Origin of the sequence: Deinococcus sp. HSC-46F16, assembly GCF_024171495.1 — a bacterium.
Taxonomy (GTDB): domain Bacteria; phylum Deinococcota; class Deinococci; order Deinococcales; family Deinococcaceae; genus Deinococcus.
This window is the reverse complement of the sequence record NZ_JALJZW010000001.1, coordinates 969626-988833: the sequence shown is the minus strand read 5'-3', so window position 1 is coordinate 988833 and position 19208 is coordinate 969626. Positions and strand designations below refer to the sequence as shown.

Below are 19208 nucleotides of genomic sequence, written 5' to 3'. Positions count from 1 at the left end.
GCACGGCCCCGCCGTGTGGCACCCTGGGGCCATGCACCAGCATCAGCCAGTCGGGAGCGTGGGGGAGCGCGGGTGGGGCCGCACCCCCCAGGGCGAGGCAGTCACCCTTTACGAGTTGCGTCTGCCGGGTGGGATAGAGGCCAGCCTGACCAACTACGGCGGGGTGCTCGTGCGCCTGCTCACCCCCGACCGCGACGGGAGGCTGGGCGACATCGTGCTGGGGTACGACACGCCGGAACCGTATTTCGACCGGGCCACCGCCTCCTTTTTCGGGGCCTTGATCGGGCGCTATGGCAACCGCATCGCCGGGGGCCGCTTCAGCCTGGACGGGCGGACGTATCAGCTCGCCCGCAACAACGGCTCCAACGCCCTGCACGGCGGCGAGCGCGGCTTCGACCAGCGGCTGTGGCACGCCGAGGCGTCGGTGGGGCCGGAGGGTCCCCGCGTCGTCTTCACCCGCGTCAGCCCCGCCGGCGAGGAAGGCTATCCCGGCACTCTCACCGTGCGGGTGACGTACACCCTGCGGCCAGAGGGTGCTCTCCAGATCGACTACGAGGCGACGACAGACGCGCCCACTGTCCTCAACCTCACCAACCACAGTTACTGGAATCTGTCGGGCGAAGCCCAGCGGGACATCCTGGGCCACGAACTGACTTTGGACGCCGACCACTTCACCCCGGTAGACGCGACGCTGATTCCCACGGGCGAGCGCCGGGCGGTGGCGGGCACGGCGTTCGACTTCCGCGAGGCCCGGCCCATCGGCGCACGGGTGGACACGGCCGACGAGCAACTGCGCTTCGCGGGGGGCTACGACCACAACTTCGTGCTGCGTGGGGGCGCGGGTCCGGCGGCCAATCTGTACGACCCGATTAGCGGGCGGCGGCTCACCGTCCACACCGATCAGCCCGGAATGCAGTTCTACAGCGGCAACTTTCTGGACGGCTCGCTCGTCGGCAAGAGGGGGCAGCGCTATGGCCACCGCTGGGCGGTGTGCCTGGAAACCCAGCACTTTCCCGACTCGCCCAACCAGCCGGACTTTCCCTCCACGGTGCTGCGGCCCGGCGAACGCTTCACGTCGCGCACGGTGTACAGCTTCTCCGCCGAATAAGGCTCAGGCGGGCGGCAGCAGCACCTTGCCCTCCAGCGGCGTGCTCAGCACGATGGAGGTCGCGCAGGTAAAGCCCATCCCGATCAGTTCGCCCAGCAGCCCTTCCAGCGCGGCCACGTCGGGCACGGCGACCTTCAGGATGCAGGAGTTGTCGCCCGTGACCGAGTGACATTCCAACACCCCGTCGTGTTTCTTGGCCCAGCGGATCAGCGCGGGATCGTTGCGCCCGCTGTCTTGCACGCCGATAAAGGCGGTGATCGCCCGGCCCAGTGGCCCCGTGGCGACCCGGATGCCGTAGCCCAGAATCACGCCCGCGTCCTCCAGCCGCCGTACCCGCTCGGTCACTGCCGGGGCCGAGAGCCCCACCCGGCGGCCGAGTTCGCGCATGCTCAGGCGCGAGTCGGTCTGCAGTTCTTCAAGGATGCGGTGATCAAGGGGATCAAGCGGGCCGCCGTGCTGCTTCATGAGGCCATCTTAACGTTTGACAGGTCAGACATGGCGTTTGTCAGTTTGGTGTGGGCGGCAGGGCAGGCATCAGCCGTTCCACGCGCCTTCCAAACCGCCTTTGGGGTCGTCAGAATTTTGGGGACCGCACTCACGTTTCATCACCCCCAGGAGGCCCCATGCCCACCCCCATGACCCTGCACCCGCAGGCGACCGTCCGGTCCCAGCAGATGCTGCCCCGCAACCACCGTGCCCTCAAGTGGGCGGACGTGCCCGACGAGCAGTGGTATGACTGGAAATGGCAGCTCAAGAACCGCATCAACTCCGTCGAGGAACTGGAAGAGGTCATCCGCCTCACCGAGTCCGAGCGGGCGGGGGCGAGCGCCAAGGGCATCTTCCGGCTGGACATCACCCCGTACTTCGCCTCACTGATGGACCCCGAAGACCCCACCTGCCCGGTGCGGCGTCAGGTGATTCCCACCCACCACGAGCTGGAGCCCTTCACGGCGATGATGGAAGACTCCCTCGCGGAGGACAAGCACAGCCCCGTGCCCGGCTTGGTCCACCGCTACCCCGACCGGGTGCTGATGCTGGTCACGACCCAGTGCGCGTCCTACTGCCGCTACTGCACCCGCTCGCGCATCGTGGGGGACCCCTCCGAAACCTTCAACCCCGCCGAGTACGAGGCGCAGCTCAACTACCTGCGCAATACGCCGCAGGTGCGTGACGTGCTGCTCTCGGGCGGCGATCCGCTCACCCTCGCCCCGAAGGTGCTGGGCCGCCTGCTCTCCGAGCTGCGGAAGATCGAGCACATCGAGATCATCCGCATCGGCACCCGTGTGCCCGTCTTCATGCCCATGCGCGTGACGCAGGAACTGTGCGACGTGCTGGCGGAAAACCACCCGCTGTGGATGAACATCCACGTCAACCACCCCAAGGAGATCACGCCGGAGGTGGCCGATGCCTGCGACCGCCTCACGCGGGCGGGGGTACCCCTGGGCAACCAGAGCGTGCTGCTGCGCGGGGTGAACGACCACCCGGTGATCATGCAGAAGCTGCTGCGCGAACTCGTCAAGATTCGCGTGCGGCCCTACTACATCTACCAGTGCGACCTCGTGCACGGGGCCGGGCACCTGCGGACCACCGTGTCCAAGGGCCTGGAGATCATGGAGAGCCTGCGCGGGCACACCTCGGGCTACTCGGTGCCCACCTACGTGGTGGACGCGCCCGGCGGCGGCGGCAAGATTCCGGTCGCGCCCAACTACGTGCTCTCGCACAGCCCCGAGAAGCTGATCCTGCGCAACTTCGAGGGCTATATCGCCGCGTACTCCGAGCCCACCGACTACACCGGCCCCGACATGGCGGTGCCCGAGGACTGGCAGCGCAAGGAACCCGGCCAGAGCGGCATCTACGGCCTGATGGAAGGCGAGCGCATCTCCATCGAGCCCAAGGAGTTCAGTGAAAGCCGCAACCGCCCCGGCACGACCCAGCACCGCCTGAACAGCCGCGAGGACAAGTGGGCGGCCTACGGGGTCGGGGGTGCGGGTGCGGTGACCGACACAGCCCCCGACGGCATGGTGCAGACGCCTCAGCCGCTGGAGAGCGAGCCTCAACCCGTCAGCGGCGACTAAGCGGTCCCATCCCTCCCCAGAGGCCGGGTTGACTCCGGCCTCCTTGCTGCCCCCGAAGGAGCCCCTATGACCACCGCCACCCAGCCCCGCCAGCCCCTCCTCAAAACCGCCCTCCCCGGCCCCCAGACGAAGGCCATCATGGAGCGCGATTCCCAGCACCTCTCCACCTCCTACATGCGCCCCTACCCCTTCGTGCCCGACCACGGCGAGGGCGTGTGGCTCACCGACGTGGACGGCAACACCATGCTCGACTTCTTCGCGGGCATCGCGGTGAGCACGACCGGGCACGCGCACCCGCACGTGGTGCAGGCCGTGCAGGAGCAGATCACCAAGTTCGCCCACGTCTGCCTGACCGATTACCCGCAGGAGATCACCACCAGCCTCGCCGAGCGCCTTGTCGCGCACATTGAGCGGCCCGGCGAGAAGTGGCGCGTCTTCTTCGGCAACTCCGGCGCGGAGGCGGTCGAGGCGGCAGTCAAGCTCGCCCGCAACCACACCGGACGCACCCACATCATCTCGACCCTGGGCAGCTTCCACGGCCGTACCTACGGGGCGATCACGCTGACGGGCTCCAAGACGAAGTACAAGCGCGGCTTCGGCCCGCTGCTGCCCAATGTCAGCCACGTGCCCTACCCCAACCCCTTCCGCCCGCCGCTGGGGAGCACGCCCGAAACCTGCGGGCAGGCCGTCCTCGACCACATCGAGACGCTGTTCAGCACCGTCATCCCCGCTGACGAGGTCGCGGCGATCATCATCGAGCCCATGCAGGGCGAGGGCGGGTACATCGTGCCGCCCGCCGATTTCCTGCCGGGGCTGCGGGCGCTGTGCGACAAGCACGGGATCATGTTGATCTTCGACGAGGTGCAGGCCGGGATGGGCCGCTCCGGGAAGATGTTTTCCTTCCAGCACTTCGACGTGCAGCCCGACATCGTGACGCTCGCCAAGGGCATCGCCTCGGGCCTGCCCATCTCCGCGATGCTGGCGAAGGAATCGGTCATGACGTGGCCCGTCGGCTCGCACGGCTCGACCTTCGGCGGCAACCCGGTCGCGGCGGCGGCGGCGCACGCCACCCTCGACCTGCTCGAGGGCGTGGTGACGCATCCCGGCTGCGGCGGGAGTCTGATGGACAACGCCCGCGAGGTCGGCGGCTACATCCTGGGCGAACTGCGGAAGATGCAGGCTGAGTTTCCGTTTCTGGGCGACGTGCGCGGCGAGGGCCTCTTTATCGGGCTGGAATTTGTGAAGCCCGACGGCAGCCCCGACGGCAAGTTGCGTGACCGGGCCAGCATGGCGATGTTCGAGAAGGGCCTGCTGAACCTCGACTGCGGTGAGGCCGTCATCCGCATCAGCCCACCCCTGATCCTGACCCGCGAGGAAGCGGAGACGGGGCTGAAGATCATGCGGGAGGCGCTGGCCGCTCTGTAAAGCCCCAGTACGCCAGGTCTGGGCCGTGGAGACGTTCCGTCCACGGCCCAGCGTGCATGGTCGCGTGTTACGCTGGCATCAGAAAGGAGCGCCGCCCATGACCCTGACGGACTCACCGCTCAAAATCGCTGACCCGATGCGCACCGGCTACGCCGCCGAGGTCGTGGCGAACGCTTTTCTCGACCTCGCGCACGCCGAGGGGCGCAGCCTCACGCAGATGCAGCTTCACAAGCTGGTGTACATCGCGCATGGGTGGACGCTCGCGCTGCTGGGGCGGCCGCTGATCTACAACACGGTGCATGCCTGGCAGTACGGCCCCATCGTGCGGCGGCTGTGGGACCACTGGGGCGGGCGGGGCCGGGCACCCATCGCGGAGCCGCTGGCCGTCTCGCCGGGTGAACCGGACCTGAGCGGCGACCCCGCTGCACTGGAGGTCATCCGCAGCGTGTGGGTCACCTATGGCCAGATGAGCGGGGAGGAACTCTCGCGCCTGACCCACCTGGAGGGCAGCCCCTGGCGGCAGGTGTTCGGCCACGCGACCGACCTGATTCCCAACGAGGTCACCCGCGAGTACTACACCGCCCTGGCCCGCAGCGCCTGAGCCGGGGGCATGAGCGACCCCCGCTCCGAGCCGCCGCTGCCGCTAAGCGCCATTCATGCCCGCGTGGAGGGCGGTCTGGAAACCGAGCGCCGCCAGCGGGCCGACGAGGATTACCTGCGCCAGCGGCAAGCCCTGACCCTCCGGGAGGTCCGGGCGCAGCAGCGGTGGCGCGGCTGGGCGGGCTTCGCGGTGTTCGCGCTGGCGACCGCATGGCTGATCGCGGACGTGGTGCTGACCCTGGCGGTGGGCTGGGGCACGCTGGGGGGCCGCCCCTTCCGGCTGGAGCCGGGCGTGATCATCGCTTTTCTGACCACCAGCACGGCGACCGTGATTGGTCTCTTTCTGGTCTTCCTGCGCTGGCTCTACCCGCAGGACCCCGTGCGCGAGGCCACCACGACGGTCCTCGCCGAGAGCCGGGACAGCCGGGGGCGGTAGCCCTCCCCAGCTACGCCGTCTGCCGCAGGTAGCGCACCACGTCCGCCGCGTGGCTCGCCGGGTTCACCGTGCGCCAGTGGTGGGCGACCTTGCCCTCGGGGTCGATCAGGAAGGTCTGCCGCCCGGCCAGCCCCATCAGCCCGCCGAGGCCGCCCATCACCCCGTAGGCCCGGCACAGGGTGCGGTCGCCGTCGGGAATCAGGGGGAAGGAGAGGTCGCAACTCTCGCGGAACTTGGCCTGCCGCGCTTCCGTGTCGGTGCTCACGCCGATGACGGCAGCGTTCAGGCGCTCGAACTCCGGCAGGGCCGCCTCGAAGCGCTGCGCTTCCACCGAGCAGCCGGGCGTGCTCGCGCGGGGGTAAAAGTACAGCACGACCCAGCGGCCCCGCAGGTCCGCGAGGCGGACGGGCTGGCCGTCGTCGCTGCGGGTGTCGAAGTCGGGAGCGGGCTGGCCGACGCGGGGAGACATGCCCCCGATTGTACCGGGCCACCTGTGAACCGCCGGGAGAGAGGGGGGGCAGCGCCCCGAACGAAGAGAGAACCCGCCCGCCCCCTAGAATGCCCCCGTGTCCGCCCCCCCGCCTCCGCCCGGCCGCCTCTTTGTCGGCACCTCCGGCTGGACCTACCGCCATTGGCGGGGCGAGTTCTACCCGGCGGGGCTGGTGCAGCGGCGCGAGCTGGCCTACCTCGCCGAGCGGCTGACCAGCGTGGAGATCAACGGTTCCTTCTACTCGTTGCAGCGCCCCGACACATACGCCCGCTGGGGGGCCGAGGTGCCGCCCGGCTTCGTCTTCGCCGTGAAGGGTGGCCGTTTCGTCACCCATATGAAAAAGCTGCGCGGGGTGCGCGGCCCGCTCGCCAACTTCTTCGCGTCGGGGGTGTTGCGACTGGGCGAGGGATTGGGGCCGGTGCTGTGGCAGTTGCCCGAACAGGTGCGCTTCGACCCGGAAGTGCTGGAAGCGTTCCTGGCCCTGCTGCCTCGCATGACCGGGGAAGCCGCCCGCCTCGCCGCCGAGCACGACGAGCGGCTGACGGGCCGGGCGTGGACTGAGGCGGGGGAGGACCGGCCCCTGCGGCACGCGCTGGAGGTGCGGCATCCGAGTTTCCTCACGCCCGAGGTGCCTGCGCTGCTGCGCCAGTACGGGGTCGCCCTCGTCGTCGCGGACGCGGCGGGGCACTTTCCGCTGGTGGAGGAAGTGACCGCCGACTTCGTGTACGTGCGGCTGCACGGCTCACGCGAGCTGTACCGCAGTGGTTACGACCCCGCCGAGATCGCCGCCTGGGCCGAACGGGTGCGGGCGTGGCGGGAAGGCGGGGAGCCGCCAGATGCCCGCCGCCTGACCGACCTCCCCCTACCCCGGCACCCCCGCGACGTGTACGTCTATTTCGACAACGACATCGGCGCCCATGCCCCGCGTGACGCCCTCGCGCTGGCCTCGGCGCTGGGGGTGACGTGGCCGGAGGGGACGTGAGGCTGCCCCCCGCGCTGGGCCGTCCGCTCCAACCCTACGCTGGGCAGACCGTGGTGATGGGCGTCTCGGGTGGAGCGGACAGCGTGGCCCTCCTGCGGGCGCTGGTGCTGGCGGGGGCACAGCCCGTCGTCGCCCACCTCGACCACGGCCTCCGGGAAGGGTCGGCCCAGGACGCCGCGTGGGTGGAGGCGCTGGCAGGGCAGCTTGGGGTGCCCTGCCACGGCACGCGGGTGGAGGTGGGCGCGGTCGCCGCCCGGCGCGGCTGGAACGTGGAGGACGCCGCCCGCCGGGTCCGCCACGAGTTCCTCTCGCGGACGGCGAAGGCGGTGGGGGCTTCCGCCATCCTGATCGCCCACACCCGCCGCGACCAGGCCGAAACGGTGCTGATGGGCCTTTTGCGAGGCGAGGCGGTGCTGAGCGGCATTCCTCCCGTGCGGGGCCGCGTCCACCGCCCCTGGCTGGACGTGCCCCGCGCCGATGTGGAAGCCTTCCTGCGCTCGCTGGGCCAGGCCTGGCGCGAGGACCCCACCAATGCCGACCTCACCCGGACGCGGGCGTGGCTGCGCGGCGAGGTTATACCTCTGCTCATCGCCCGCTTTCCCGGCCTGGAGGGTGCCCTGGCCCGCCTCGCCCGCCTGTCCCGCGAGGACGATGCGGCACTGGACGACCTCGCCGCTCGCCTGACCGAGCACGCGCCCCGAACCCGGCAGCCCGCCGCCGTGCTGCGCCGCCACGTGGCGCGGGCGTTGGAGGGGGCGGGCTTTTCCTACCACGCCGAGCACGTGGAGGCGCTCGCCGCCGCGTTGGGGGCGGGGGAGACCGCCCACGTCACCCTGCCGGGAGACCGGGACGTGACCGCGACGGGGGGGCGGCTGCACCTGCGCCCGCTGGCGTGGCCCGTCCCCGACTTCCCGCCCCCACCCGGCTGGACCCTGCGCACCCGGCAGCCCAGTGACCGGATGCGTCTGCCCGGAGGTACCCGCAAACTCAGCGACGTGCTCACCGACGCGAAGGTGCCCCGCGCCGAGAGGGACCGCGTGCCGCTGCTGGCGGTGGGCGGAAAGGTGCAGTGGGTCGGCCTCCATCCTCCCCGGTGGGCGGTGGGAGCGCGGGAGGCAGCGGGCGTGGCCCCGGCCCCGGACCCCCTTCATACGGCGATGGGCGAGGCCCTCGCGCTGGCAGAGGAAGCGGCGGGGCACGGCGAAGTCCCGGTGGGCGCGGTCGTGCTGGGGCCGGACGGCGCGGTGGTCGGCCGGGGCCGCAACACCAGCCGCGAGCATGGCGACATGACCCGCCATGCCGAGCTGGGGGCGCTGCGCGGGGCGACCCGGACCCTGGGGACGCCCTACCTCACGGCCTGCACCCTCGTCGTGACGCTGGAGCCGTGCCCAATGTGTCTGGGGGCGGCGTTGGAGGCGCGGGTGGGCCGCGTCGTGTACGGCGCCGTCAACCCGAAAGCCGGGGCGCTGGGCGGCGTCAGCGACGTGCTGGCCCACCACTGGGGCCACCGCCCGGAGGTGACGGGCGGCGTGCGGGCAGGGGAGGCGGCGCGGCTCTTGCGGCAGAGTTTCCAGGCCGTGCGGCGGCGTGGGCAGGAAGACGGCGGCCCCTGAGCCTCACTCCCCCCCGCCGCACCCGCCCCCGTCCGAACCACTGTCGGAACCGCACCCGCCGGTCGTGTCCCAGATCAGGAATGCGGCGGCGGTCCCATCGGAATTGGGGGAGGATGAATGGCGGCCCGTACCCGAAGTTCCTCTGCCCGAGAGCAGCAGCAGCAGCGCGGCCAGGGCGACCACCCCACCCGCCACCCAACTCCAGACCAGTCCGAGGACGACGAAGACGACGGCGACCAGCGACAGCCTCAGCACGGGGTGAACTCGCATACAGCCTCCTGAGGAGAAGAGAGGACCTGGGGACAGCTCCAGTCTCGCCGCCCCGTGTCAGCTCCTGGTCACGAAAGAGGCCGGAGCACCCGCCCCGGCCTCCTTGCTCCACCCGCCCCTACACCTCCAGCGGCACATCCACGCCGAGTTCGGCCAGCACGGTGCGGATCGCGGCCGTGTCCATTCCGGCGCGGGCGTGGACGCTCTCCACTGTCGCGTGGTCCTGAAACTCGTCGGGGATGCCCAGCACCCGCACGGGCACCCGCAGGCCCATTTCACCCAGGGCCTCCAGCACCGCGCTCCCGAAGCCGCCCACGACCGTGTTGTCCTCCACCGTGATCAGCGCCCGGGCTTTCCCCGCCACCTCGCGCAGCGTCGCCCCGTCCAGCGGCTTGACGAAGCGGGCGTTCACCACGCCCACGCCGGGCAAGCCCGCTGCCGCCTTGACCGCGTACTCCAGCGCCTTGCCCCCGGCCAGAATGACCACGTCGTCTCCGGCCTGCACGCGTTCCCAGGTGCCCCACTCCAGTTCGGGCCAGGTGCCCTCCGGCACGCGCTCCGTGTTGCCGCGCGGGTAGCGGATGGCAAAGGGGCCGGGGTGCTCCTGCGCGTACTTCAGCATGCCGCGCAGTTCGGCGGCGTCCCTGGGCAGCCCGATGCGGACGTTCGGAATCGAGCGCAGGTAGCTCAGGTCAAAGACGCCGTTGTGGGTGGCCCCATCGGCCCCCACGATGCCCGCCCGGTCGATGGCGAAGGTCACGTTGAGGTTCTCCAGCGCCACGTCGTGCAGCACCTGATCGTAGGCCCGTTGCAGGAAGCTGGAGTAGATCGCCACGACGGGCCGCATCCCCTGAAGGGCCATTCCAGCGGCGGTGGTCACGGCCACGTCCTCCGCGATGCCCACGTCAAGGTAGCGGTGCGGGTGCACCTGGCTGTAGCGCACCAGCCCGCTGCCCTCGCGCATGGCGGGGGTGATCACGAAGGTGCGGGGGTCCTGCGCGGCCAGCTCGGTCACCGCGTCCCCGAAGGCGCTGCTCCACGAATAGGCGCTACTGGGGGCGTATTCCCCGGTCGCCGGGTCGAACTTGGCCGGGCCATGCCAGAAGATGGGATCGGCCTCGGCGTAGCTCAGGCCCTTGCCCTTCTTGGTGACCACGTGCAGCAGGGTCGGCCCGTCGAGGTCCACCAGCCGTTCGAGCAGCCAGGCCAATTCCTGCACGTTGTGCCCGTCCACCGGGCCGACGTAGCGCAGACCCATCGCCGCAAAGGGGTTCACGCTCGCGGGGTCGAAGAAATGCCGGGTGCTGCTCTTGGCACGGCTCATCAGGTCGGCCAGTGGCTTGCTGAGGGCCTCCACCGCCTTCTTACCCGCGCCTTCGCCCTCTTGGAACCACTTCTGCACCTGAAGGCCGCGCATGAACTTGTTCAGTGCCCCGACGTTCTCCGAGATGCTCATCTCGTTGTCGTTCAGAACGATCAGCATGCGCCGTCCCAGGTCCCCGATGGTGTTCAGCGCGGCGAGGGCCATTCCGCCCGTGAGGCTGCCGTCCCCGATCACGGCCGCCACCCGGTAGTCCTGCCCCTGCGCGTCGCGGGCCAGCGCCATGCCCAGCGCGTTGGCGAGGCTGGTACTGGCGTGCCCCACCGTGATCGCGTCGTGCTCGGACTCGCTGACCTTGGTAAAGCCGCTGAGGCCGCCCTCCTTTTTCAGGGTGGGCATCCGGTGACGGCGCCCGGTCAGCATCTTGTGCGCGTAGGCCTGGTGCCCCACGTCGAAGAGGATGCGGTCACGGGGGCTTTGCAGCACGTAGTGCAGCGCCACGATCAGGTCAGTGGCCCCCAGCGAGGACGCGAGGTGCAGCCCGCCCACCGAGCAGACCCGCACGATCTCGCCGCGCAGTTCCTCGGAAAGCTGCGGCAACTCCTCGCGGCTCAGCGTCTTGAGGTCGTCCGGGCTGTGGATGCGGTCGAGGAGGGGCGTCAGCGGTTCAGACATGGGTAACCTCCTGGCGGGTGGGCACGGGGCCGGTCATGGCCCCACGGTAGCGGGCGGGGAGGCTCACGGCTTCCCCCCAAAGTTGCGGGCGGTGAGCAGCAGGCCCTCCGGGGTGCGGACCTCGCCCGCGAAGGGCGCGAACCAGAACTGCTGCACCTGCGGCGAGAAGAGGCCCCCCACGTCGTCCCCGATCTGCCGGGTGACCACCCAGACCTCGAAGGTTCCGGCGGGCGTGGTCACCCGGCGGCGGTCCTGCACGTCGTAGCGGTAGCGCAGGGTGCCCTGGGCCTGCACCTTGCCGTCGTCCCCGGTCAGGGTCACGCGGCTTTGCCCTTCCCAGTTCAGCCCCACCCGCCACGCGCCCTCGGCGGGGGCCTCCAGCCACGCGGGGTCGAGGCGCACGCTCACGCCGGGTTTGCGAAAGCCCAGCAGCCGCACGCCCTCCGAGCTGACCTGCCGGAACCACGTCTGCTGGGCGCCGCGCCCAGTCAACTCGAAGGCCAGCGCCGTCTGCCCGGCGAACACCGTCGGTCCCAGCGCCCGCAGGCTGTAGGGCTGCCCACCCGCCGCCTCGCCCTCGGGCTGGTAGCTCCAGGTCAGGCCCGTCTCCAGCGGGTAGAAGGAAACGCGGCTGACCGGCGTGCTCGACGCGACCGGGGTGCCCTGCGCCTGCGGGGTCGCGGCGGGCGCACAGCCGGTCAGCAGCGCCGCCCCCAGCAGCGCCGGGGCGAGGATTTGGCGGAGGTGGCCGGACATGGTGGACAGGGTAAGGCTCGGCATCCCTTCCATTCTGTCAGCCATCATGAAGTTGCGCTGATTTTTGGTGGCCTCCCGGCCTTCTTCCGGGGAGGTTCTTCACCCCAGTCTGTTCCGCTGGCTGAGGTGAGGGGCCTTCTCCCAGCACACGCTCCAGAAACCGGCAAGAAGGGGACACCCCTGGGTGCCCCCTCCCGGATCGCCCGGCTTCAGCTCTGGCTGCCGCCCTGCCCCGAGCTGTTCTGGCCGCCCTGCACGCGGGCCTTGAGCGCGGCGAAGGCGTCGTCAAGTTCACGGTCGCGCCCGAGGTCCGCGAGCTGCGCGTCGAGGTCGCCCTCCTGCCGCAGTTGGGTCATGGCCTGGTTGCGGTCTTCCATCTGAAGGACCTTGCGCTCCATGTCCTCGAAGGCGTCCATCGCCCCGCCCGCCTTGCCGAAGCCGCTGACGCGCTCCAGGGTGGCCCCGGCCTGCGCGGTCTTCTGCCGGGCGGCGAGCAGCGACTTGCGCGACTCCATCTCGTCGATCTTGGCTTCCAGCGCCCGGAGCTGGGTCTTGAGCTGGTCCACGGTGGCGTTCTGCGTGCCGACCTGCTCCTCGAACCCCCGGGCGAGGTCCTTGTGGTTTTGCGAGCGGCGCAGGGCTTCGCGGGCGAGGTCCTCGTTGCCCGCCCGCAGCGCTTCTTCCGCCTTCTTCTCGTATTCCTCGGCGAGCTTGCGGTTGGTGCCCGATTCGCGGGTCAGGCGGGCGTTCTGGGCCATCGCGTCGGCCACCTCGGTGCGGGCCTCGGCATAGGCCGAGCGCATGTCGAGCAGGGCCTGGTCAATGATCTTGGCGGGGTCCTCGGCGCGGCTGATCAGGTCGTTGACATTGGCACGGAGCAGGCGGGACAGGCGGTCGAGAATGCTCATGGGTGGTTCCTCCTTGCGGTCATGATTACGCAGGGGGGGCGGCGCGGGTTGCGACCGGGCCGAAGCCTCAAGGGGACGTGAAGTGTTCGGTGAACGCAAAAAGAGGGGAGGTCAGCCGCGCGGCCGCCTCCCCTGGGGTGGGTCTGAGTTCAGAAGACGATGGGTCGCAGCCCCACGCTGGCCGTACCGCAGGCCACCGTCACGTTGCTGCCCGCCGGGGTGAAGGTGCAGCCCAGCGCCCGCAGGCCCGCAAGCGGGAAGATCAGGTTCCGGCCGTCGGTGGCGGGCACCAGCGGAAGCTGCACGGTCCCCGAGCCGAGCTGCGCGGGCTTCTGGCCCACCGTCACGGTGAGGGGGTCGGTGCCGCTGCGGGCGAGGCGAAACTTGCCGCCCCCCAGCGAGGTCACGTTCACCACGCCCACGAGGTCGCTGCCCAGCACGTAGGGCTCGCCCTTGACGACGCCCGCCGGGGTCGCGGGACGGGGAGCCGCGGCTGCAGCGCTGGCCTGCGCCGCGTCCACCACCAGCAGCGTTTCGGTGGTCGAAAGGGGGGCCATCAGCAGGTAGGCGGCCACCGGGCCATTGGCGGTGCCCGACACCAGCAGCGAGCTGGCCTGGCTGTTCGCCGGGGTCTTCCAGTCGCCCAGGGCGCGGGCGCCGAGCTTGCCGCGCACGAGCGCCCGCAGCGAGGCCGGGGAGTTCTTGACGTACAGGCACACCGCCGCCGCGCTCACCTTGAGGCTCGCTGGGCAGCCCACGATCTGGCCCTTGACCGCGCCGCTGAGTTCCACCGCGAGGCTGCTCGCGGCGCGGGCGGTCGCGGCCGAAACGGTGGCCTTGGGCACTGCCGCGGAGGTGGCTGGAGCCGTCTGCGCGGCGGCGAGGCTGAGAAACCCGCTGAGACCGAGGCCCAGCAGGGCAGCACTGGAGAGTTGACGCATGAACGGCATCTTAGCCACCCACCATGAGCTGTTTACGCGAGGGTCCACATGAAGGCGTCAGCTTCTTCATGAACGGGCGGTCCCCAGGTGCGTTCCGCCGGGTGGGGGCCTCGGGTACACTCGGGGCCGTGCCTGCCTTTCGCCTCCTGCTGCTGCTGCTGGGTTTGCTTGTCGGATGGGGTGCCGGGCAACTCCTCGCCGCCAGCACCGGGGACGACGGGACCGCATGGGTCAACACCCTCAGCCTGATGCTGGCGGGGGCTCTCGCCGCGCTGCTGCTGGGTCCCCGCGCCGAACGTGCCGCCACGCGGCTGTGGGACCGCCTGAGCCGCTGGTACGGCGGCCTCTCCCCCCGGCGGGTGGCGGCGGCGACTTTCGGGCTGATGGTGGCGCTGCTGCTCAGCGTGCTGCTGGGGCCGCTGGTGCGCTCGCTGCCCTTTTACGCGTGGCCGCTGAGCCTGCTGGTGACCGCCGTGCTGGCCGCCTTTTTCGTTCCCTTCGCGGTGCGGCACGCGGACGCCTTCGGTTTTCTGGATGTGGGGCCGGTGCGGCGGCGGGCGGGCGGCAAGATTCTGGATTCCAACGTGATTATCGACGGCCGGGTCCTGGACCTCGCCCGCAGCGGCTTTCTGGAGGGCGAGGTCATCGTGCCCGGCTTCGTGCTGCGCGAGCTGCAACTGCTGGCCGACAGCCACGACGCCCAGAAGCGCACGCGCGGCAAGCGGGCACTGACCCTACTCGAAGAGTTGCGGGGGATGCGTCCCCTGCGTGTCGAGGACTGGGACGACCCCACGCTGCCCACGGTGGACGACAAGCTGGTGCGCCTCGCCCGCGAGACGGGGGCCAGCCTGCTCAGCAACGACGCCAACCTCGCCCGCGTCGCGCGGCTGCACGGGGTGGAGGTGCTGAGCCTGCATGCGCTGGCCCTCGCCCTGCGGCCCCAGGTGCAGGCCGGGGACGTGCTCACCGTGACCGTCACCAAGGGCGGCCAGCAGCCTGGCCAGGGGGTCGGGTATCTGGAGGACGGCACGATGGTCGTCGTGGAGGGCGGCATCAAGCTGCGGGGCAAACCTGCCCGCGTGCAGGTCGTGAACAACGTGCAGACCGGGGCGGGCCGCATGATCTTCGCCCGCCCGGAGGACGCCGGGGCGGCCTGACCCGCCCGCACAGGGCGACCGCACAGTCGCTGTTCCCAAAAACCACGTACCCTCCCGCCTCCAGAAGAGGAAAAAACGGGGAGCCTGCTTCCGACCCTCTCCGAAGGGGTGAGGGGTCTTCTCCCACAGCGGACGGACGGGGCGCTGGCCCTGCGTCTGCACCCGCCCGCGTTGCCCTGCACCCGGCTGGCGACAATACTGGGAGCATGGACCCCGCGCCCGGCCCCGATGCGCCGCCCCCTGCCCTGCCGCCCTCTGCCCGGCGGGCGAGGCGGCGGCGCAAGGAGGACCCGCTGGGCCTGCTCGCCCTGCTGATTCCAATTTTCGTGCTGAGTCAGGTGTTCTCGCGGGGCAACCCACTGCCGGGACTGGCGGTGCTGCTGCTGGTGGCCCTGACGCTGCTGCTGCTGTTCGGCAATCCCCGCACGGGTGCGAACCTGCGGGCGGTGTTTGCGCGGCCCCAGGCGGCCGGGGTCCTCGCCCTGCTGATTCCGGCGGTGGCCGTGAGCGGCGTGTTCGGCGGGCCATGGCTGATGCTGGCGGTGCTGTCGCTCGCCTTCGTGGGGCTGGGGCTGGCGGCCTTCCGGGGGGTGGACCTGATTCACGAGGCCGGGCTGACTCCGGCCCCGCCCGTCTCCGCCGTCCCCCAGCCTGCGCCCGCTGCCCTGGCCGCCCAGCCCAGCGCTGAGGTGCTCCCGCAGCTTGACGTGCGCGAGCTGTGCCGGGGCCTGCCGCCTGCGCTGGCGGGCGAAGTGCTCTCTACCGTCGACCACCTCGAAACCGTGGCGGTGCAGGCCCGCGAAGGCGGGGACACCCGCCGCGCTTTCGACGCCCGGCAGAGCCTCGGCGACTACCTCCCCGGCACCGTTCAGGCCTGGAAAGCCCAGCCGGAAGACGAGCGCGACCCCGCCGAACTGGGACGCGCCCTGAGCCAGATTCGCCGCATTGCCGGGTCGGACACCTCCTCCCGCGAGAGCGCCCGCCGCGCCTGGGACACCCAGCAGCGCTTTCTGGAGGCCCGGACGGAGAAGGAGACGCCGGGTGATGGAATCATCACTCCGAGCAGAGCGAGAAGGCGAGAGTAGCTCTAGCCGGAGGTGGAGCGGGTTCGGGTGCTGTTCCTGGACACGCGGAACCGAAGTCCAGAGCGCGTCAAGAATCACGGCGCCCCGGAGTGACCCGGCCGGGGCTTGAACCGGACGTAACGTCAGCCCTTACGGTGATGGTCGGAGGGACGCGGTGAAACTCAGAATCGGTGAACTCGCCACACGCAGCGGCGTCACGGTGCGGACCCTGCGCCACTACGACCAGATTGGCCTGCTGAGCCCCGGCGAGCGCACCGACGGCGACCACCGCCTCTACTCCGAGGCCGAAGTGCGGACCCTGCACCAGATTCAGACCCTGCGCACGCTGGGGCTCTCGCTGGACCAGATTCGCGCCGCCCTGCACGACCCGGCCCACGACCCCGCCGCCGTCCTCGCCGCCCACATCCGCCTGCTGGAGGAGCGGCTGGAGCGCGAACAGACGCTGCTGGAGCGCCTAAGACGCCTGGACCCACGCGGGGCAAGTTGGGCCGAACTTCTGGAGGTGATGCGCATGAACGAGAAGGTGGAAAAGATGCTGGACGTGGCCCGTCAGGTGGGCGAGCAGCCCAAGTTCGACGACGAACAGATGAAGTATTTGGAGGAGCGCCGCGAGGTGGTCGGCGAGGCCCGCATCGGGGAAGTCGAGGCCGAGTGGCCCCGGCTCATGGCCGAAGTGCTGCGCGAGATGGAGGCCGGGACGCCTGCGTCCGACCCCCGCGTCCTCGACCTCGCCCGGCGCTGGCAGGGGCTGGTGGCCGAGTTCACCGGGGGGCGTCAGGACATCGGCGGGACGCTGAACGAGTCCTATCAGGCGCACATGCCGCCCGAAATGCAGGCGATGTGGAATTACATCGGGGAGGCGATGGGGCACCTGAAGTAAGGCGATTCGCCTCTCTCCGCAAGCCGCGACTTGCCCCAGATTGCCCCCTCTGCCACGGGGAGAAGACCCAAACGAAAGCGGCGGCCCAGCTACACGGGCCGCCGCCCCCCTGTTCTCTGCCTCAGTCCCGAACCAGCTCGATCCCCGCCAATTCATCCACCGGCAGGCCCCACTCGTTCATCGCGGCGATGAAGGGATCGGGGTCGAACTCCTCGACGTTGTAGACGCCGGGCTTCATCCACTCTCCCCGCAGCATCAGCATCGCGCCGATCATGGCGGGCACGCCGGTCGTGTAGGAGATGCCCTGCGCCTGCACTTCCTTGTACGTCTCGGCGTGGTCGGTGACGTTGTAGACGAAGTGGACGCTGGGCTCGCCGTCCTTGCCGATCCCCTTGGCCTGCACCCCGATGCAGGTCTGCCCGGTGTAGTTCGCCGCCAGCGACTCGGGCGCGGGCAGCACGGCCTTCAGGAACTCGATCGGGGCGATTTTCTGGCCCCGGAAGTCGATGGGCTCGATGGAGGTCATGCCGATGCCCTCCAGCACGTTCAGGTGCTTGATGTACTGCTCCCCAAACGTCATCCAGAACCGCGCCCGCTTGATCGTCGGGAAGTTCACGACCAGCGATTCGAGTTCCTCGTGGTAGAGGACGTAGCTCTTGCGGGTCGCCACGTTGGGGTAATAGATGTCCTGGCTGATTTCCAGCGGCTCGGTCTCGACCCACTCGCCGTTTTCCCAGTAGCGGCCATTGGCGGTGATCTCGCGGATGTTGATTTCCGGGTTGAAGTTGGTGGCGAAGGCCTTGCCGTGGCTGCCGTTGTTGCAGTCCACGATGTCGAGGTAATGAATTTCGGAGAAGTGGTGCTTGGCGTGGTGGGCGGTAAACACGTTCGTCGCGCCGGGGTCGAAGCCGCAGCCCAGTAGCGCCATCAGCCCCGCCTGCTCGAAGCGTTCGCGGTAGGCCCATTGCCAGGAATACTCGAACTTCGCCACGTCGCGCGGCTCGTAGTTGGCCGTGTCGAGGTAGTGCACGCCCGTCTCCAGGCAGGCGTCCATGATCGTGAGGTCCTGGTAGGGCAGCGCCACGTTGATGACGAGTTCGGGGCCGAAGTCGCGGATCATCGCGGCGAGTTCCGGCACGTTGTCGGCGTCCACCGCCGCCGTGGTGAACTTCGTCTTGCTCTGGGGCAGGTGCTCGTGGATTTCCGCGACGATCTTGTCGCATTTGCTCACCGTGCGGCTGGCGAGCAGCACTTCGGTGAACACGCCGTCGTTCTGGGCGCACTTCTTGGCGACCACGTTGCCCACGCCGCCCGCGCCGATAATCATGACCTTGCTCATCGGGGGCCAGTGTACCCGCTCGCGGCTGCTAGCCTGCGCCCCATGCGGACCTTTGGCCTGATCGTGCTCGCCTTCGTGACCGGCGTGGGCCTGATGGTCGCGGCCCTGTCGTGGCAGGGCCGCGCCGCCCGCGAGTACGCGGGGGAGGCGGTGCGGGCCGCCGTCCGCGCGGGCATCACTCAGGAAACCCCCTGCGCCGCCGTGCTGAAACGCGAACCACCCGCCACCGTGCAGAACTGCGTCGTGGGAGTGCAGGACGGTCAGCTCGCCGCCACCGTGACGCTGGAAGGCGGGCGGGTGTCGGTGGCGCGGCCCTGAGCGCCTCCAGAACTGTTGCCCGGCCCCGGATGGGGTACGGTCAGGAGATGTTGACTCTCCAGGGAACGTACCAGGTCGCGCCCAACAAGCGCCTCACCATCCTCGCCGAGCCGCAGGGCACGCACGCGCAGATGCCCCTGCTGCGGGACGACGCGCAGGCCCTGCGGGCCGCCTGCGAGGTGGGCGACGGCCGCTGCGAGGTGCAGGTGCAGACCCAGCACGGCCCCATGCGCGGCACCCTGGTGGAAAAGCGGCCCCGCAAGTTCTCGCTGTGGCAGTTCGAGGGCCACCTCGGCTTTCTGCCGCGCGAGGACCGCGCCTGAGCCGGACCCACTGAACGGCAGACGCGCCCAGGCACATGGCCTCGGGCGCGTCTCTTGTCTCTCCTCAATCCGGGAGGTGATCGTCCGGTTCGTCGTCCGCCTGCCCCCCCGCCCGCACCCAGGCGTCGACCGGAGTGCCTGCGGCACGGCGGGTCACATGCTGGCGCAGCGGCCCCATCAGGGTGGCGAGGTGGCTCAGGGTCACGGGCAGGGTCACCACGCCGCGCAGGTACAGCGGGTTGAGGCTGTGGGCGTCGGTGCGCTGAACGTCTTCCAGCAGGACCGTAAAGATGCGGCCCCCGCGCTCGAACTGCACGCGGTCACTGGTGCCGGGCATCCAGCGCAGCGTGAGGGTGCGGGGCGGGCCGGGAGGGGACTGGCCTTTGGAGGACGTGGGCATGGGAACCTCGGCTTTCGGTAGGCGCCCGCCGCTCGCTGCCGCCCGGCGAGGAGGGGCGCCCCTCCGTGCAGCCTGACACGGGCAGATGATGACCGGGTGCGGTGCG

General features: G+C 70.2%; 21 protein-coding genes. 12 read left to right on the top strand and 9 right to left on the bottom strand.

Annotated features, from left to right (window positions below):
* Positions 1–31 precede the first annotated feature (31 nt).
* On the top strand, positions 32–1108 hold the full coding sequence (locus L1280_RS04955; RefSeq protein ID WP_253580978.1) for an aldose epimerase family protein: 1077 nt from the start codon (positions 32–34) through the stop codon (positions 1106–1108).
* Positions 1109–1111: 3 nt separating this feature from the next.
* On the opposite strand, the gene L1280_RS04950 is transcribed toward L1280_RS04955, so the two are convergent.
* On the bottom strand, positions 1112–1573 hold the full coding sequence (locus L1280_RS04950; RefSeq protein ID WP_253580977.1) for an Lrp/AsnC family transcriptional regulator: 462 nt from the start codon (positions 1571–1573) through the stop codon (positions 1112–1114).
* 158 nt (positions 1574–1731) lie between these two features.
* On the opposite strand from L1280_RS04950, the gene ablA reads away from it, so the two are divergent.
* The 4 genes from ablA to L1280_RS04930 all read left to right on the top strand — a co-directional run bounded on the left by ablA (position 1732) and on the right by L1280_RS04930 (position 5644).
* A complete protein-coding gene (gene ablA / locus L1280_RS04945; protein ID WP_253580976.1) occupies positions 1732–3183 on the top strand; it encodes a lysine 2,3-aminomutase in 1452 nt (483 codons plus the stop codon).
* 66 nt (positions 3184–3249) lie between these two features.
* Positions 3250–4608, top strand: coding sequence for an acetyl ornithine aminotransferase family protein (locus L1280_RS04940; RefSeq protein WP_253580975.1), 1359 nt, complete (start codon positions 3250–3252; stop codon positions 4606–4608).
* 97 nt (positions 4609–4705) lie between these two features.
* Complete coding sequence (locus L1280_RS04935; protein WP_253580974.1) at positions 4706–5209, top strand: Panacea domain-containing protein; 504 nt, start codon at positions 4706–4708, stop codon at positions 5207–5209.
* Between the two features lie 9 nt (positions 5210–5218).
* Positions 5219–5644 carry a hypothetical protein gene (locus L1280_RS04930; protein ID WP_234009169.1) on the top strand — a complete coding sequence of 142 codons (426 nt, stop codon included), beginning with the start codon at positions 5219–5221 and terminating at the stop codon, positions 5642–5644.
* Positions 5645–5654: 10 nt separating this feature from the next.
* On the opposite strand, the gene L1280_RS04925 is transcribed toward L1280_RS04930, so the two are convergent.
* Positions 5655–6113, bottom strand: a complete 459-nt coding sequence (locus L1280_RS04925; RefSeq protein WP_104990284.1) for a peroxiredoxin — start codon at positions 6111–6113, stop codon at positions 5655–5657.
* A 97-nt stretch (positions 6114–6210) separates the two neighbouring features.
* Here L1280_RS04925 and L1280_RS04920 point away from each other — a divergent pair, with 97 nt between their 5' ends.
* Both L1280_RS04920 and tilS read left to right on the top strand, forming a co-directional pair.
* A complete protein-coding gene (locus L1280_RS04920; RefSeq protein ID WP_253580973.1) occupies positions 6211–7116 on the top strand; it encodes a DUF72 domain-containing protein in 906 nt (301 codons plus the stop codon).
* A 56-nt stretch (positions 7117–7172) separates the two neighbouring features.
* On the top strand, positions 7173–8729 hold the full coding sequence (tilS, locus tag L1280_RS04915) for a tRNA lysidine(34) synthetase TilS (protein WP_253581082.1): 1557 nt from the start codon (positions 7173–7175) through the stop codon (positions 8727–8729).
* 3 nt (positions 8730–8732) lie between these two features.
* Here the strand turns inward: tilS and L1280_RS04910 are convergent, their stop codons facing one another.
* The 5 genes from L1280_RS04910 to L1280_RS04890 all read right to left on the bottom strand — a co-directional run bounded on the left by L1280_RS04910 (position 8733) and on the right by L1280_RS04890 (position 13600).
* Entirely contained in the window at positions 8733–8999 is a 267-nt protein-coding gene (locus tag L1280_RS04910) for a hypothetical protein (protein ID WP_253580972.1), read from the bottom strand.
* Positions 9000–9117: 118 nt separating this feature from the next.
* On the bottom strand, positions 9118–10995 hold the full coding sequence (gene dxs / locus L1280_RS04905; protein ID WP_253580970.1) for a 1-deoxy-D-xylulose-5-phosphate synthase: 1878 nt from the start codon (positions 10993–10995) through the stop codon (positions 9118–9120).
* A gap of 63 nt (positions 10996–11058) precedes the next feature.
* Entirely contained in the window at positions 11059–11751 is a 693-nt protein-coding gene (locus tag L1280_RS04900) for a DUF3108 domain-containing protein (RefSeq protein WP_253580968.1), read from the bottom strand.
* 209 nt (positions 11752–11960) lie between these two features.
* On the bottom strand, positions 11961–12659 hold the full coding sequence (locus tag L1280_RS04895; protein WP_253580967.1) for a PspA/IM30 family protein: 699 nt from the start codon (positions 12657–12659) through the stop codon (positions 11961–11963).
* A gap of 149 nt (positions 12660–12808) precedes the next feature.
* On the bottom strand, positions 12809–13600 hold the full coding sequence (locus L1280_RS04890) for a hypothetical protein (RefSeq protein ID WP_253580965.1): 792 nt from the start codon (positions 13598–13600) through the stop codon (positions 12809–12811).
* Positions 13601–13728: 128 nt separating this feature from the next.
* Here L1280_RS04890 and L1280_RS04885 point away from each other — a divergent pair, with 128 nt between their 5' ends.
* From L1280_RS04885 to L1280_RS15785, 3 genes are all read left to right on the top strand, one after another.
* Entirely contained in the window at positions 13729–14757 is a 1029-nt protein-coding gene (locus L1280_RS04885; RefSeq protein ID WP_253580964.1) for a PIN domain-containing protein, read from the top strand.
* Between the two features lie 206 nt (positions 14758–14963).
* On the top strand, positions 14964–15842 hold the full coding sequence (locus tag L1280_RS04880; protein ID WP_253580963.1) for a hypothetical protein: 879 nt from the start codon (positions 14964–14966) through the stop codon (positions 15840–15842).
* Positions 15843–15996: 154 nt separating this feature from the next.
* On the top strand, positions 15997–16722 hold the full coding sequence (locus tag L1280_RS15785) for a MerR family transcriptional regulator (RefSeq protein WP_253580962.1): 726 nt from the start codon (positions 15997–15999) through the stop codon (positions 16720–16722).
* Positions 16723–16843: 121 nt separating this feature from the next.
* Here the strand turns inward: L1280_RS15785 and L1280_RS04870 are convergent, their stop codons facing one another.
* Positions 16844–18061 (bottom strand): saccharopine dehydrogenase family protein, encoded by a 1218-nt coding sequence (locus L1280_RS04870; protein WP_253580961.1) that lies wholly within the window; start codon positions 18059–18061, stop codon positions 16844–16846.
* A 42-nt stretch (positions 18062–18103) separates the two neighbouring features.
* On the opposite strand from L1280_RS04870, the gene L1280_RS04865 reads away from it, so the two are divergent.
* Positions 18104–18379 carry a hypothetical protein gene (locus L1280_RS04865; RefSeq protein ID WP_253580960.1) on the top strand — a complete coding sequence of 92 codons (276 nt, stop codon included), beginning with the start codon at positions 18104–18106 and terminating at the stop codon, positions 18377–18379.
* Between the two features lie 47 nt (positions 18380–18426).
* Entirely contained in the window at positions 18427–18702 is a 276-nt protein-coding gene (locus L1280_RS04860; RefSeq protein WP_253580959.1) for a hypothetical protein, read from the top strand.
* Positions 18703–18766: 64 nt separating this feature from the next.
* Here L1280_RS04860 and L1280_RS04855 read toward each other — a convergent pair whose 3' ends face one another.
* Positions 18767–19102 carry a hypothetical protein gene (locus tag L1280_RS04855; RefSeq protein ID WP_253580958.1) on the bottom strand — a complete coding sequence of 112 codons (336 nt, stop codon included), beginning with the start codon at positions 19100–19102 and terminating at the stop codon, positions 18767–18769.
* Positions 19103–19208: the final 106 nt, after the last annotated feature.